The 15378-nt window shown below is 70.4% G+C and carries 13 protein-coding genes; 9 read left to right on the forward strand and 4 right to left on the reverse strand.

The window, feature by feature from the left end:
• Positions 1 to 97 precede the first annotated feature (97 nt).
• The 4 genes from ABT170_RS11775 to ABT170_RS11790 all read left to right on the forward strand — a co-directional run bounded on the left by ABT170_RS11775 (position 98) and on the right by ABT170_RS11790 (position 3873).
• Positions 98 to 676 (forward strand): TetR/AcrR family transcriptional regulator, encoded by a 579-nt coding sequence (locus tag ABT170_RS11775; RefSeq protein WP_266925343.1) that lies wholly within the window; start codon positions 98 to 100, stop codon positions 674 to 676.
• Positions 677 to 800: 124 nt separating this feature from the next.
• Complete coding sequence (locus ABT170_RS11780; RefSeq protein WP_329940441.1) at positions 801 to 1640, forward strand: SDR family NAD(P)-dependent oxidoreductase; 840 nt, start codon at positions 801 to 803, stop codon at positions 1638 to 1640.
• Between the two features lie 139 nt (positions 1641 to 1779).
• Complete coding sequence (locus tag ABT170_RS11785) at positions 1780 to 2982, forward strand: cytochrome P450 (protein ID WP_351866178.1); 1203 nt, start codon at positions 1780 to 1782, stop codon at positions 2980 to 2982.
• A gap of 102 nt (positions 2983 to 3084) precedes the next feature.
• The gene (locus ABT170_RS11790) at positions 3085 to 3873 is read left to right on the forward strand and encodes an SDR family oxidoreductase (protein WP_329940439.1); all 789 of its coding nucleotides are present in this window, start codon (positions 3085 to 3087) and stop codon (positions 3871 to 3873) included.
• Between the two features lie 100 nt (positions 3874 to 3973).
• Here ABT170_RS11790 and ABT170_RS11795 read toward each other — a convergent pair whose 3' ends face one another.
• The 3 genes from ABT170_RS11795 to ABT170_RS11805 all read right to left on the reverse strand — a co-directional run bounded on the left by ABT170_RS11795 (position 3974) and on the right by ABT170_RS11805 (position 6946).
• Positions 3974 to 4720 carry a class I SAM-dependent methyltransferase gene (locus tag ABT170_RS11795; RefSeq protein ID WP_329940438.1) on the reverse strand — a complete coding sequence of 249 codons (747 nt, stop codon included), beginning with the start codon at positions 4718 to 4720 and terminating at the stop codon, positions 3974 to 3976.
• Between the two features lie 213 nt (positions 4721 to 4933).
• Positions 4934 to 6382: an MFS transporter gene (locus ABT170_RS11800; protein WP_329940437.1), complete on the reverse strand. Its 1449-nt coding sequence runs from the start codon at positions 6380 to 6382 to the stop codon at positions 4934 to 4936.
• A gap of 117 nt (positions 6383 to 6499) precedes the next feature.
• Positions 6500 to 6946: an Rrf2 family transcriptional regulator gene (locus tag ABT170_RS11805; protein WP_351866182.1), complete on the reverse strand. Its 447-nt coding sequence runs from the start codon at positions 6944 to 6946 to the stop codon at positions 6500 to 6502.
• Positions 6947 to 7226: 280 nt separating this feature from the next.
• Here ABT170_RS11805 and ABT170_RS11810 point away from each other — a divergent pair, with 280 nt between their 5' ends.
• Entirely contained in the window at positions 7227 to 8519 is a 1293-nt protein-coding gene (locus ABT170_RS11810; RefSeq protein ID WP_351866185.1) for a helix-turn-helix transcriptional regulator, read from the forward strand.
• A gap of 29 nt (positions 8520 to 8548) precedes the next feature.
• On the opposite strand, the gene ABT170_RS11815 is transcribed toward ABT170_RS11810, so the two are convergent.
• Positions 8549 to 9052, reverse strand: a complete 504-nt coding sequence (locus ABT170_RS11815; RefSeq protein WP_351866188.1) for a nuclear transport factor 2 family protein — start codon at positions 9050 to 9052, stop codon at positions 8549 to 8551.
• Positions 9053 to 9413: 361 nt separating this feature from the next.
• Here ABT170_RS11815 and ABT170_RS11820 point away from each other — a divergent pair, with 361 nt between their 5' ends.
• The 4 genes from ABT170_RS11820 to ABT170_RS11835 all read left to right on the forward strand — a co-directional run bounded on the left by ABT170_RS11820 (position 9414) and on the right by ABT170_RS11835 (position 15319).
• Positions 9414 to 10199, forward strand: a complete 786-nt coding sequence (locus tag ABT170_RS11820) for an SDR family oxidoreductase (RefSeq protein WP_329944965.1) — start codon at positions 9414 to 9416, stop codon at positions 10197 to 10199.
• Between the two features lie 542 nt (positions 10200 to 10741).
• On the forward strand, positions 10742 to 12172 hold the full coding sequence (locus tag ABT170_RS11825; RefSeq protein WP_351866191.1) for a LuxR C-terminal-related transcriptional regulator: 1431 nt from the start codon (positions 10742 to 10744) through the stop codon (positions 12170 to 12172).
• 1093 nt (positions 12173 to 13265) lie between these two features.
• Positions 13266 to 14642 carry a helix-turn-helix transcriptional regulator gene (locus ABT170_RS11830; RefSeq protein ID WP_351866194.1) on the forward strand — a complete coding sequence of 459 codons (1377 nt, stop codon included), beginning with the start codon at positions 13266 to 13268 and terminating at the stop codon, positions 14640 to 14642.
• 251 nt (positions 14643 to 14893) lie between these two features.
• Positions 14894 to 15319, forward strand: coding sequence for a hypothetical protein (locus ABT170_RS11835; protein ID WP_329944968.1), 426 nt, complete (start codon positions 14894 to 14896; stop codon positions 15317 to 15319).
• The last annotated feature ends 59 nt before the right edge of the window (positions 15320 to 15378 follow it).

The following is a 15378-nucleotide window of genomic DNA, read 5'->3' on the forward strand; positions in this document are numbered from 1 at the left end:
TTCGGTCCTCCGGGCCGACCAGCCGTTCAGGTCCTCCGGCCCCGCTTCCGCGTCGGACATCCTCGTACGGGACCGATTGGTCTGCTAAAGTCGTCGCATGCCCCGGACCCCTGCTCCCGGTACCCGAGAGCGCATCCTGGCCGCCGCCGCCGACCTGTTCGACCGGCGTGGCGTGCACGCGGTCGGAATGCAGCAGATCATCGATGAGCTCGGGTGCGGCAAGCAATTGCTCTACCGGGAGTTCCCCAGCAAGGACCAGCTGGTGGTGGCCTATCTCGAACGGTCGGCACTGGCCTGGGAGCGGACCGTGGCGGAGGTGTGCGCCGCGGTCGACAGACCGGAGGACCAGCTCGTCGAACTGGTCCGCGCGGTCCAGGGCATGGCGCCGAACACCAGGGGCTGTCCGCTGCGCAACACGCACGCGGAATTCCCCGACCCCGATCATCCGGCACATCAGGTGTCCCTGAAGCACTTCCAGGAAGTGCGTGAGCAATTGCGTGAACTCGCGCGCCGCACCCCGGCCGCGGACCCGGACATGCTCGGTGACCGGATCATGCTGATCATCGACGGGCTCTATGTGAGCGGTTCGACCCTGGGGCCCACGGGTGCCGCGGCCACGGCCGTCGGGCTCGCCCGGGACGTGGTCCGGTCGGGCATCGCCGCCGCGGCCGTCTGATTTCTCTCTCCCCTCACGTCCAGGGGTGGAGTCTGCCCGGAACCAGGGTGGAGTCCGCCCACGGGGCGGTGTTTCGGCTGCCCCGAACCCCATCCGCGCATCGTTGTTCTCCAGGAGGACCGCAGTGAAGACCATTGTTGTGACAGGGGGCACCTCCGGTATCGGGCAGGCGCTCGCGCACACCTATCTGGGCCGGGGGGATCAGGTGGTCGTCCTCGGCCCGGATCCGGCGAAGGGGAGGGCGTTCCTCGGTGCCGCGCGGAAGGCGGGCGCGGGCGACCGGGCCTTCTTCGTCGAGGCCGACCTCAGCCTCGTCAGCGAGAACCGGCGCGTCATCGAGGAGATCGGCGCGAGGTTCGCGGCGGTGGACGCCCTGGTGTTATGCGCGCGGTACTTCCGCAGCTTCCGCGCGGTGACCTCCGAGGGGTTCGAGCACAACTTCGCGCTGTACTACCTCAGTCGGTACCTGCTCGGATACGGTCTGGCCGGCCTGATGGACAAGGCCGACGCTCCGGTCATCATGAACATCGCCGGCCCGGGTGCGGGTGCGGCGGGCATCCGGTGGGACGACCTCGGGCTGGAGCGCGGCTACGACGGCTGGCAGGCCATGTTCCAGGGGGGACGGCTGAACGACCTTCTCGGTGTCGCGTTCGCCGAGGGGGGCGGGGGGCACCGCGCCCGGTACGTGCTGCTGTTCCCCGGCGGTACGCGCACCGGCTTCGCGGGCGACTTCGACCCCGCCACCGCCGCGTACGTCGACCAGATGAAACAGGCCGCGCAGCCGGTCGAGGCGGCCATTCCGCCGATCGCCGCGATCATCGACTCTCCGCCCCGGGAACCGCTGAGCGCCTTCGTGGAGGGCGTGCCGCTCAGTCTTCTCCGCCCGGCCTTCGACAAGGGCGCGGCGGCGCGGCTGGACCGCGTGACGCGGGAGCTGCTGCGCGACCGTCTCGGCGTCTCCTGACGCACGGGCCCCGGGCGGGCGTCCGCGCGGGGGAATCTGTTGCCGGACCGATCGGTCTGTTATCTTCGGTGGGCCGGTGCCCGACCGTACGCGCAATCTGCTGAATGACCCTCACGTCGTCAGGAAGGTAGCGAACGCCATGACCGATCCGGTGTCGATGCCCCACAACCACCGCCGGGCCACCTGTCCGTTCCGGCCCGGACCCGATCTCGTCGAACTGCACCAGGACCCCTCGCTGCGCCGGGTGCCGGTGCCGAACTCGCAGCTCGGCGAGGTCGAGGCCGTCCTCGTCACCCGCGAGGACGACGCCCGCGCGGTCCTCTCCGACCCCCGCTACGAGGTCGGGTTCGCCTTCGACCCCGACTGGAGCGGCCCGCGCTCGGTGATGAACCAGCCGGGCGTCCTGCTCAATTACGACGGTGACGAGCACACCCGCTACCGCCGGATGCAGTCCGGAGCCTTCACGATGAAGAGGATCCGGGCGCTCAGCGGTGTGATCGAGCGGATCGTCGAGGAACATCTCGACGCCGTGGAGAAGGCGGGGCCGGGGGCGGACCTGATCCGGACGTTTGCCGAGCCGCTGCCCCTGATGGTGATCTGCGAGTTGCTGGGGGCGCCGGTCGAGGACCGGGCGGCCATCCTGGAACGCAGTTCGACCGCGAGCAGCATCGACACCACGCTGGAGGTCCAGCAGGACAACTTCGCGGCGATGACCGGCTACATGGCCGGGCTGGTCGCGGCGCACCGGCGGGACCCGGGCGACAACATCCTCGGCGACCTGGTGCGCAAGCACGGCGCGGAGCTGACCGATGACGAACTGGTCGGCATGGGCCTGGACGTCCTCGTGGCCGGACACGGAACCCTCTCCGGCATGATCGGGCTCAGCGCGCTGGCGCTGCTGTCGCATCCGGAACAGCTCGCGCTCCTGCGCGACGACGCCGACGGCTCGCTGTCCGTCGGCGCCGTCGAGGAACTGCTGCGGCTGCTGGCGGTGGCGCCCCCGCTGGTCCGGCGGGCGGCCACGGATCTGTCGGTCGACGACCAGGTGATCCGTGCCGGTGAGCATGTCGTCATCTCCACCCTGATGGCCAATCACGGCACGGGCCTGACCCCGTCCGCGGACGAGCTGGATCTGCGGCGCAAGCCCGTACCGCATCTGGCCTTCGGCTACGGCCGTCATCAGTGCGTCGGCCAGCAGCTCGCCCGACTCGAACTGCGCCTCGCGCTGCCCGCGCTGTTCCGCCGCTTTCCGGACCTGCGGCTCGCGGTGCCGTTCGAGGAGATCGAGTACCGCACCGAATCACTGGTGCTCGGGGTCAAGCGCCTTCCCGTCACCTGGTGATCCGCGGGCGAACCCTGTGGGACGGCCACAGGGACGGCGGACACCCCCCGGAATTAGCGTCAGGCGCAGGGATGTGCGCGGTGCGAGCGAACTGGAGGACTTATGAGTGAGCCACGCCGGGTGGCGTTGATCAGTGGTGCGAGCCGGGGCATCGGCGCGGCGACCGCCCGGGAAATGGGGCGGCGCGGGTACCACGTGGTGGTGAACTACCGCGAGAACACCGCGGCGGCGGAGGGTGTGGTCGACGCCATCGAGAGGGCCGGCGGCTCCGCGGAGGCGCGGCAGGCCGATGTCTGCGACGGTGAGCAGGTCGGGGAAATGGTGCGGAAGGTGTATGCCGACCACGACCGGATCGATGTGCTGATCTGCAATGCCAATACGGTGAACCCGCAGTTCGAGCCGCTGCTCTCGCTGTCGTGGGACACCTTCATCGGGAAGGTCGGCGGGGAACTGGCCGGCGCGTTCTTCCTCACCCAGAGCGTGGTGCCCGAGATGCAGCGGCGAGGGGCGGGGCGGATCGTCTACATCTCCAGCACCGCCGCGGACTGGGTCGGCAGTGTGGCGGCGCATTCGACCGCGAAGGCGGCGCTGAACACCTTCAGCCGCCATGTCGCCGCCTCGGCCGCGGAGCACGGGGTCACGGTCAACACCGTGGCCTTCGCGACCGTGGCGACGGAGGCCTCGGCCGGTGTGCTCGACGACGAACTCCGCAGGTACACCGAGGAGCGGTCGGTACTGGGCAGGATGCTGACCCCCGAGGACGCGGCCAGGACCGTGGTGGCCGTCGCCGAGGAGAGCTTCGGCGCGGCGGTCGGCCAGGTGATCCGGGTGGACGCCGGCTACGACGTGCTCGAACATCAGCTGCACAGCACGGCGAGGTTCTACCGGTGACCGGATGACCCGGCGGGGAACCGGCTCATGAGGAAGGCCGGGGAGTTCTCTCCCCGGCCTTCCTCATGTCGCGCCACCGGCCGATGTGTCGTGTCTCCGGTCACCGCCTCCGGGCGCGTACGTAGGACATCGGGGTCAGCACCCGCCCGTGCTCGTCCACCTGGACGGCGTCGGGACCCGGTTGTGCGGTGGTGTCCGGGGAACCGGCCGCTGCCATCCTGGCCAGGAGTTCGCGGGTGAAGGCCGTGGCGAAGACGGCTTCGGTGATGTCCAGGATCTGCCAGTGCGGGCCGAGGTGCGCGTGCAGATCGTCCTTGCCGACCAGGGCCTCCTCGGTGATGGGGGTCCCCGCCGGCATGGATTCCGCGAAGCAGAACAGGTGGAGCGTGGCGTCCGGCGCGCTCACCCGGTGGAGTGCCGCGGCGTACGCGGACCTCTGCCCGCCGTCCAGGCAGTGGTACAGACCGCTGTCGAGCACGGTGGTGAAACCGGTCCCGATGCCGGTCAGTTCGGTGGCGTCGGCGACCAGGAAGCGGACCTGGACGTCGTGGACCGAGGCGCGGTGCGCCGCCTGCTCGATCGCGCTGGGCGAACCGTCCACGCCGGTCACCTCATAGCCCTCGCCCGCCAGCAGGATGGCGTTCTCGCCCAGTCCGCAGCCCGCGTCGAGCACCTTGCCGGCGAAGGCTCCCGCCCGCACCAGGTCCACGACGGCCCGCTGGGGCTCGCCGATGTCCCAGGGGATCACCGTCTCGCCCGGTTCCACACCGCCGAACGCCGCGCGACCCGCGTACAGCGCGTCGAACTCCATGTTCTCCCGGGAGAAGGTCTGTTCTTCCGTGGCCATGCCGGTCCCCTTGTCGCTCGTCAGCTCGTCCACCGAAGGCCGGTGGATCTGGTGGGCCCCTGATACGGGGATGGCCGGGCGATCGTCATCGGCCGCCCGGCCGCCGGGGACTGTCCCGCGGGCTTCGGTTCCGTGCCGCGTGTGCGGCCGGCCGCCGGATCGGCGCGCGCCGGCACAGGGGGGCCGACGCGCGCCGCCACAGGACGCTCCGGCCTACTGGACGCCGCTCGCCTCCTTGACCGGTGCCGCCGAGGGCGCCGCGGCGGGACGCATCCGAGAGGCGACGATCAGCGTGAGGACGACGAGTCCGGCCATGGCCAGGAAGACGTCGGAGTACGCGGAACCGTCGTGATCGGAGTAGAAGGGGTTGAAGGCGTCGCTGCCGCTCTGCTGCCTCGCGGACACCAGGACGCCGAACACGGCGGGTCCGGTGCCTGCTCCGAGGAACTGGGCGCCCTGGAGGATGCCGAGGCCGACGCCGGCCTGTTCCGGGGGCAGTTCGCCCGCGGCGGCGCCGATGATGGTGGTCATCACGAGGATGAAGCCGATGCTGAGCCCGAGGACCCCCACACCGGCGGGGATCACCGAGGAGCCGTCGGTGAAGCTCGACAGCCACAGCGAGAACACACCGATCAGCGTGAGTCCGGTGAGCACCATGGGGCGGGTGCCGACGCGGTCGGCGAGACGGCCGATCAGCGGGGAGAGCAGGGCGACGGAGATCCCGGCCGGGATCATGACCAGGGCGCCCTCTCCCGGAGTGAGACCGTTGACCTCGACGACCAGCAGCGGGACGAACACCAGCCCGCCGAGGTTGACGATCATGGCCAGGAACGCGACGAGGATGCCGGTCCGGTAGACACGGTTGGTGAACAGCGCGGGCGGCACGAAGGGCTGCTCGACGCGGACGGTACGCCACCCGAAGAGGACGAGCGCCGCCACCGCGACCAGCAGACTGCCCCAGGACAGTGGTGCGGAGAAGCCGTTGACCTGGGCCTGGGTCATGCCGAACAGGACCAGGCCGGCTCCGAAGCCGAGGAGGATGCCGCCGGGAAGGTCGAGCCGGCCCTTGCCGGCCGGACTCTCGTCCGGGAGTACGCGCAGGGCCGCGGGAAGCAGCAGCAGCGAGACGACGAGCATGATCCAGAACAGCGCGGGCCAGCCGAGGAGTTGGCCGACGCCACCGCCCACCGCCGGTCCGGCGGCGGTGCCGATGCCCGCGCCCGCGGAGACGACGCCGATCCCGACGCCGCGCCTCTCCGGCGGGAGCAGCCGCGTGACGGCGATGATCGAGAGCACGGGGATCGCTGCCGCGCCGATGCCCGTCACGATCCGCCCGGTCACCAGCACGAGCAGGCTCGGGGCGAGCGCGCAGATCAGGCTGCCGACGGCGTAGGTCACCAGCGCGAAGGCGAAGAGACGCCGCAGGCTCACCCGGTCGGAGATGCGGCCGTAGAGGGGGATCCCGACCGAGAACACCAGCAGGAACCCGGTGACCACCCAGGCGAGTTCCGCCTCGGTGGCCCCGAACTCCGCCCCGATCGTCGGGAGCATCAGAACGACCATGTCGCTGGCGGTGACCGTGACGAGGATCGCCGGCATGAGCACCGCCAGTAAGGCCAGTCCCGAGCCGGTCCGTTCGGTCGTTGTCGACGTGGAAGTCATTCGACACGTCCTTCGGGTGACTTTCTGCCACCATCGTAGTTACAGTTAGGGCATAGAGGCGGCGGAGGGCCGAGCCTCCGCCACCGGTCGGTCAGGGGCCTTCCCCGGAAGGAGTCCCTAGTGATTCCGCTGGGCGAGCTCGCGCTCGCCGGCCAGTACTTGCTGGACCAGGTGGGCGATGGTCGTCCGGCCGAGCCGTTCCTCCATCGCCCGCTCCGCGTCCCGGAACTCCACTTCGAGCAGGGCCTGCATATTGCGCCCGACCTCGCACTCGGCGCTCGGCGGATGGGGGTGGCGTGACAGGACCGGACCCGCCTCGACGGCGGTGTAGGCGTCGTAGAGCGTGATCTCGCGTGCGGGGCGGGCGAGCGACCAGCCGCCGTTACGCCCCTCGGTGGACCAGACCAGACCGGCATCCCGCAGGCTGCCGAGGATCCGCCGTACCAGAACGGGGTTGCTCGCCAGGCTCTCCGCGATCTCCGCGGAGGTCAGCGAGTGATCACGCCAGCGCCCGAGCATCGTGAGCGCGTGAATCGCCACCGCACTCCTGCTGCTGACGCTCACCGTGATCCTCTTCTCTCGGCCGACGCTCGCCGACCGAACTGTAACCAGGCTAGTGACAGTTCGATCCGTGTGTCAATGCGGGACCCGGCGTGGCCAGGCACGAACGCGCCGGCGGACCGGGGAGCCACAGCCCGGAGGGGGAGGAAACTGCGGGCGCTCCGAAATGACAGCGGGAGACCGTGCAGTAGCGTGATGGGCCGACGCCGGGGGTTCCCGGCCGCCGGCCACGCCCTTCGGGCATACGCCGGGACTCCCCGGACAGGATCCAGGAGGTACGCCTGTGCAGCGGGTCACCAGCTCGATCCTCACCTCGCTTCCCGGCCCGCCCGCCCGGCCGGAATCGCCCGATCTCATCCGTCTCCTCGGCGGCCCCCGCAGCGAGCGGGCCCCCCGGACCTGCGGATGCCGGGGAACCGGCATCCGCGACTGCCCCGCGCTGCTCAGCCTCGGCACCGACCGGGCCGAGGTCGTGGCCCATGCCGACGCCCAGCTCTACGAGGCCGACCGGTGCCCCGACTCCGGCTGTGTCTACCGCTCCCTGCTCGCGCTCGTCCTCGCCGGTGACCTGCTGCTGGCGGACCTGCACTGCTCGCGCCTGTCCGAGCAGCCCCGGTGGTCGGGCACCGGCCCCGCCGCGCAGGTGATACAGATCGTCCGCGGCCGGATCGGCCTCCTGGTCGGGGATCCGGGAAGCACCCGGCGCATCCTCGGCGAACTGGTGCAGGGCCCCATCGCCGAATCGCTGGACGCGGTCGTGGTCGGCTGGCTCACCGAGGCACTGGTCCAACTGGGCGAGCCGTACACGGCGGAGAACCTGCTGACCGTCCGCGGCTACGCGGGAAACCTCCCCGCGCACCTGCCGGGCAAGGCGCTGCTGCTCCACGCCAGAGGGCAGCTCAACTTCGCCCTGCGCCGCTCGAACCACGCGTTGAAGGACTTCCTGGCCTGTGGGGCCGAGGTCGCCGCCTGCGACTTCGCCAACCCCGCGGTGATCCCGTGGCGCAGCGGCGTCGCACTGTGCCTGCGGGAGCTCAGACAGGTCGAACCGGCCCGTACGCTCGCCCGCGCCGAGCTCGACGGGGCGAGGCGGTGGGGCTCCCCCCGGGAGATCGGCAGGTCCCTGCTCACCACCGCGTTGCTGGGGGAGGGCCCGGACGCCAGGGATCTCGTCACCGAGGCCGTCGATCTGCTCGCCGCGTCCGACGCCCGCGGTGACGTCACGTACGCCGTCCAGGTCATCGGCAGCGTACCGGGGCTCCAGCGGGACGAGGTGTGGACGCGGCAGATCCTGCGGCGGATCAGCGATCTCGCGCGACGGGGCGGGAACCCGCACGCCGCCGACCGGGCCGCCGAGGCGCTGTCCGGATTCCTGTCACTGCACGGCGAACCGGTGCTGACCAAGCACGAGACGGCCGTGGTCAAACTGGTCTGGGCCGGGTACAGCAACGCCGAGATCGCCGGTCGGCTGTCGTTGACGCGCCGCACCGTGGAACACCATCTCTCGGCGGTCTACCGGAAGTTCCGGCTTCCCGACCGGCGCCACCTGTTCCTGGCGATGACCGGCTTCCTCTGATGACGCCGGACGGCGCCGCCCGCGCGCCGTCACCAGGGCCAGCGCCACTCCTTGTTCTCCGGGACGACCCAGTAGTGCTGGAGCCGGACCCCGTCGATCAGCCATCGTCCGTCCTCCCGTACGTAGCTGTCGGAGAACCGGCCGACGCTCTGGTGCACCACGTCCTCCTCGTCGAACCTGACGTGCTCCTCGAAGAAGCAGACGCCAGTCGCACGGTCGCCGTCGACCGATACCTGGTGGGCCTGGTTGAAGTTCATCAGCACCACCTCCGAGGCACCCTGGAGCTCGACCATCTTCGGCAGCAGGGTGCTGTAGTACTCCTGTATCGCCGAGCGGCCGCGGGCGTCGCCGAAGCTTCCGTAGTTCAGATGGGCGTCCGCGGTGAACACGGCGCCGAGGCCGGGCCAGTCCCGGCCGTTGAGGCAGTGATGGAACGCGTTGCGCAGCTGGGTCAGTTCGCGGACCGCCTCCAGCTCCCGCACTCTGGCCGACAGTTCGTCCATTCGGGCCTCCCGGCCCACGCCGTCCGCCATGTGATTCCTTTCGAGCGCTGTCGGATCCGTTTCCGTCCATTGCCGAAACCGCGCTCAGGTTCGCAGTCGTGCGACGGGCGGAGCAAGGCCCGTCCTCCATTGCTGGGGCCATTCCGAAACCGGCGAATTCGCCGGCCCGATTAGGGTCGGGGCAGCCCTAAGGGCTGTCCCGCAATTCCTGGCGGGCGCACGACGACAGCCACGGCACCTCGCCGCGTTGTCGAAACGCCCGAATACATCCAGTATGCGGGCGCCTCTCCGCCTTGCGATGCACCGCATCCGACGCTGCGCGCTGATCCACCAGGAATTGCGGGACAGCCCTTAGGGCAGGGAATGCCGGCGACACCGAACGGGAGAAACCGTGAATCAGCCGAAGCGCGTCGCCCTGATCAGTGGCGCGGGCCGCAACATCGGAGCAGCGACGGCCAGGGAGCTGGCCGGCCGGGGTTACCACGTGATCGTCAACTACCGCAGCGACGCCGGTGCGGCGGCCGAAGTGGTCACGGCGATCGAGTCGAGCGGCGGTACCGCGGAGGCGGTCCGGGCCGATGTCTGCGACGAGGGCGAGGTCACCGCGCTCGTGGAGCGGGTAGGGGCCCGCCATGGCCGTATCGACCTGCTGGTCTGCAACGCGAACACCGTGACCCCGCCCTTCGTGCCCTTCGCCGAACTGGAATGGGACGCGTTCGCCGCGAAGATCACCGGGGAGCTGGCCGGATCCTTCTTCCTCACCCAGCGCACGCTCGCGGTCATGCGCGGCCAGGGGTCGGGCCGGATCATCTACATCTCCAGCACGGCGTCGGACACCATCGGCATGGCCATGGCCCACTCCGTCGCCAAGGCGGCCCTGAACACATTCAGCCGTCATATCGCCGGTATCGCCGCCCAGTACGGGGTGACGGTGAACACCGTCGCCTTCGGCGCCGTGCACACCGACGCCACCTCGGAGTTCACCGAGGGCTTCTGGAAGTACACGACCGACCGTTCCGTGGCGGGGCGCAAGGTGGAACCGGCCGACGCGGCACGCGCCGTGGCCCTCGTGGCCGACGACGGCTTCGGATTCACCTCCGGCCAGGTGATCCGCGTCGACGGAGGGTTCGAGGTGCTGGACCAGCAGTTGCACCCGCTGGCGGACAGCTTCCGCTGACGACCGCACACGACGGCCCCACCGGTACGGGCGCCCCCGGTACCGGCACCCCCGGTGGCCGCCCCGCGCACCGGTACGGGCGGCCGGTACGGGCGGACGGTGCGGTCGCCGGAGCCCGAACCTGTGGGCCGACCGTAGGTTTTGCGGCCTTCCCTTGTTTCTCCCGAAGCGCTGATGAGACCGTGTGGTGGGTGGGGGCGGCCGGGTGGTCCCTCCACTCACGGCCGGGCGATCAGCACCCGCCCGGACACTTCAGGAGAGGGGGCCGGCACCCGCGGTCGCACGGCGAGAGCCTCCGGCAGCGTCCCAGCGATGCGGCGCTCCGGCGAGCCGGAATCCCGTGCCGGACGGTCCCGGCCCGCCGCTGACCGGCGCGAAACCGCCGCCCCACCCGGGGCACCGCTTCCCGAGCGCCCACCCACCGATGCGCGCCGGCCGGGGCGCGGACCGTCCGGCGCGTCCGGGCACCGGTCCGGTGTCACCCGGCGGCCCCGCCACCGGCGCCTCGACGGACACCCGGAACCAGACATCGCGGACGTGTGATGGGGGACAAGGATATGACCGCGTCGGAGTTGAGCTGTCAGCATGCCGTGGCCGAACCGTGTCACCTGCTGGCGGAGGCCAGAGGCAAGCGGCACGAACTGGTCTCCCGCGGGCGCTGGCGGGAGGCGGACGTCCTGGTCGAGCGAGCCCTGCGGGAAACCCTGCGCGACGCGCACGCGGTCCGCGCACCGGACCTGGCCGACCTGACGTACGTACCGGGAGCCCGGATGCTCGGTTCGGCGGAGGGCGACGGACGGTTCGGGTACAGCACCGCGGCGCGCGCCGGTGCGGTACGCGCGCTGCTCCTGGCCAACCGGGGGCTGAACCGGGCGGAGGCCGTCCGGCAGGCCGGCATCGTGCTGGGATCTCCCGGACGGAACGACATCGGCGGGTTCTGGGCGGCCGTGCTCACCCTGATCTACGCGAACGAGCTGGCGGGCGCGAACGGTGCCTGCGCGCGGGCGGCCACCGTGGCGCAGTGGTCCCGCTCGGCCCTTCACCGGGACGCGCTGGCGCTGCTGCGCGGGCGCATCTGGGCGGCTTCGGGGAAGGTGCCGAAGGCCGTTTCGGTGTTCGGGCGGGTCCGGCGGGAGCGTGACGCGAGTCCGGAACTCGTCGGTGTGGCCGCCGCGTGGCACGCCGAGGCACTCAGCGCGGTCGGAGAGCACCGCCAGGCGTACATCGCCCTGCACGAGAGCGGGTTCGACGGCGCCGGTACGAGTCACCCCGAGCGCGCACAGCTCCTCGCCGCCCGCAGCGCCGCGCATCTGGCCGCCGGGAACTTCCGGCTGGGTCTTGAGGACGCGCTCGCGAGCGGCGAGTGCGTCGGCATGTGGGGGGTGCACAATCCGGCCGTACTTCCGTGGCGTTCCCGGGCCGCGGTGTGCGCCTCGGGTCTGGGGCGAACCGAATTCGCCGCTGTCCTCGCACGTCAGGAGCATGAACTGGCCAGGCGCTGGGGAACGAAACGCGCGCGGGGGATCGCTCTGAACGCGCTCGGCATCGCCCAGCGGGACGACGCCGGGGGCATCGAGGCGGTCCGCGAAGCGGAGGCGCTGCTGTCCGGCGCCCCCGACACCCTGGAGCTGACCAAGGTGCGTTTCGGCCTCGGGTGCCTGCTGCTGTCGCTCGGACGGCGTGAACAGGCCGAGGGATTCCTCTCCGCCGCCGCCGACACGGAGCTGCGGCCGTGGTCCGCCCACGCCGCGGCCACCCTCCGGCGGATGGCCGACGGCCACTGGACGCCCTCGCTCACCGAGCAGGAGAAGAAGGTCGCCCGGCTCGCCCTCGCCGGCCGCACCAACAAGGAGGTGGCGACCGGCCTGCACCTGACGGCGCGCACGGTCGAGTTCCACCTGTCGAACACGTACCGCAAGCTCGGTATCTCCGGGCGCGAGGAGCTGGTGACAGCGGCCCTGCTGGTCGGCTGAGAGAGCGGCCGGGGCCGGCCGGCCGCTCCGCCGGCGGCGGCCGGGCGCGGCGCGGCACGCTCGTGGCGGTGGGGCCGCGCCCGCCGGGATCCGGCCCGTGTGTGCTGCCGTGATCCGGCCCGCAGATGCCGCCGGGACGCGGGCCCGCAGGCGCCCCCGTGATCCGGCCCGCAGGCACCGCCGCGATGGGGCCCGCATGCGCCTTCATGAGCCGTCACGTGCCGTCACGCGCCTTCGCGCGCATGCGGCTTCCTTCGGGCGGACGGGACACCTCATCGCCCCATTCCCCGCAATTGCGCCTCCCCGCCTGTGGGTTCGGCGCTCTCGCACCGATGCCCCACCATTCCTCTCCTCATTCCACACCTTTCCCGTTGGCCGGTCGGAAGTGAACGAGGGCTTCGTGCGGGGTACTCGGCGGGATACCGAACAGATCCGGGCAGCGATATTGTGCCAAAGTGTGAGATTTTTCGGCCATCGCATGTGAAGGGTCTGATAAAGGTAATTCTCACTCCGGCCAAATCTCTGCCGGATAAGCCTGTATCGTCCGTTCTCTGTGCAATCTCATTTGGCATGTGCCGAAGCCCCGGTAGCTGTCCGGGATTCCTCTGTGGGGACGCGACGGGGCGGCTGGTTCAGGCCTCGCCGCCAGTCGTGATCATCCTCGTGCCCTCGCTCCACCCTCCCGGATTTCGTGAATCCCACCGCATCGCCCGAGGTACCAAATGAGATCGTCGACAGTGGCCGGAAAAGTTCCCGTCCCCGGCGCGATCCGCGTACGGTCTAATGCGGCTGTCAAGGCCCCGTGCTCTTCATCCGGCCGACCCGGACCACCACCACGAACAGCCGCTCGGTCACGCCGGACAGTGCCGTCCGGCCGTTGTCGGGAAGGATTGCCGCCACCGCATGCCGACGGCGGTCCGCAGGCACCGATCCGTGAATCACCCGGCCGTCCCCGCTCCGCCATCGCGACCCGCCCCGGATTCCCCGCCCGTATCGGGTGCCGGGCGCGGGGTGCCATGGCGCGGAGCATTCTCGCTTCGGCCGGGATCGAGCCCATTTACCATGCGACGCCATGTGAGACCGATCATCAGCGATGGGGGTTAGCAGCGAAATGGCCAAGGACTACGGCAGGCATATATCAGCGGACACCTACGTTCTCGACGCACCCGGAACCCTGACAGCGGATCTTCCCGGAATCCAGGACCTCGACCACCGGGCCGCACCTCGCCCGCGCGGCGGCACGTCCCCGTACATTCCGGGGGAAGCGGGGGTGGGGCCCGGCCACCGCGTGCTGTCCGCGGACACCTGCCCGGTTGTGCGGACCATGGAGCTGGCCAACCTCGGAACGAGCCGTGTGACGGTCATCGAGCGGACGGAGCGCGTGCTCGACGAGGCCGAGTCGCGCGCCGACGCCCGGTGCATGTGGCGGGCGATCCTCACGCTGCTCTACGCGGGCGATGTGGTGTCCGCGAACGCGCAGTGCGAACGGCTGGCCCAGGATCCCCTGTGGGCGGGATCGTCCCGCCATCACGATCTGCTGACCCTGCTCCAGGCGCGCAGCAGCCTCCTGTTGGGCGACGCGCGCTGGGCGTCGGATCTCCTGGGGTCCGTACTCACCCACACGATGCCGGGGTCACTGGAGTTGCTGGCGGCCTCCTGGCTGGTCGAAGCGCTGGTCGACCTCGGTGAGTACGAACGCGCGCACAAGGTGCTGCTCGAACACGAGCTGGCGGGCCGGCTCGACGAGGCGCTGCCCGACCGGGTGCACATCCTGGCCGCCCGGGGCGCCCTGCACACCGCCACGGGCCGGTTCGCGCAGGCCATCGACGACTTCACGGCCTGCGGCCGGATCCTCTCCGCGTTCCATGTCGTCAACCCCGCGGTGATTCCCTGGCGTTCGAAGGCCGCGTTCGGCGCACTGGCCGCGCGCAGATTCGACCTGGCGCTCGCGCTGGCCGAGAACGAGTTGATCGCGGCCCGCAAATGGGGGTCCCCGCGCAGTGTCGGCACGGCGCTGCACGCGGTGGCGGTGGCGCGGCGGGACGAGACTTCGGTGCCCCTGCTCGACGAGGCCGTCGCGCTGCTCTGTCTCGGCGGTGCGCGTACGGAGTTGGTCCGGGCGCTCTACGACCTCTCCGTGCTGCGGGTCGAGCACAAGGACCTCACCAGCGCGCGGCGCCATCTGGAGGCGGCCTCCGTGGTGGCGAGGGAGTGCCGCAACACCTTCTGGTCGGACCGCGTCACGACCGCGCTTGAACGGCTGAGCGCCGCCCGCGACATCCGTGGGCTCACCCGGCAGGAGGTCAAGATCGCGCAGCTCGCCCGAGCCGGCTACAGCAACCGGCGGATCGCGGAGACGCTGTTCCTGACGGTCCGGACGGTGGAATTCCACTTGTCGAACGTGTACCGGAAGCTTTCCATTTCCGGCCGGCGGGAGCTGGTCGCCGCACTGAGTACCGACATGTCCTGAGCACCCGCACGCCCCGAGCCCCGACCCGGCTCCGAGCGCCGCCCACCGCACCGAGGGGGGCGGCGCTTTCGCGTCCCGTAAACAAGAGAATGCTTTCAGGTAATACCGCCGAAACAATCGGCCGGTCCGCCGATAGGAATCCTGCGGGTTCACCGTAGGATCTACCGTCCTCCCTTGTACGGAACTGCGGCCGGCTGTCAGGGTCGTTGTGGCCGGGTAATCGGCCCGTGAACCCCGGGAGGGTGCGCTCTATGCTCCAGCAGAACACGACGAAGCGCCTCGGCTACTGGCTCCTCCTTCTTCACCAGCAGTTCGACGCGTCCACCGGGAGATCCCTCGCGGGTCAGAAGCTGACCCGGCGGCAGTGGCAAGTGCTGCACGCCCTCAGCATCAAGGTGGACTCCGTGGCGGGGATCGACGCCGCATTCGCTCCATTCCTGGTCGCCGACGGTGTCGACTCGTATCAGTCCGTCATCGACGAGTTCGATGTCCGGGGCTGGGTCACGGTGACGGAGGAAACCGTGACGCTCACCGAATCGGGCGAGGCGGCGCACCAGCGGGCCGAATTGCTGGTAAACGCGCATGCGGCGGAATCGCTCGCCGGAATCTCGGAGGACGAGTTTCTCGCGGCCAACGAGGTCCTCGCGCGGATCGCCGAGAATCTTGACAAGAAATAAGCGCCTGCGCCGCAATTCCTGATGGCCTTCTCTCTGCCACCTCGCTGACATCTCCGGAG

The sequence above is a fragment of the Streptomyces sp. NPDC001787 genome, from assembly GCF_040297465.1.
Classification (GTDB): Bacteria; Actinomycetota; Actinomycetes; order Streptomycetales; family Streptomycetaceae; genus Streptomyces.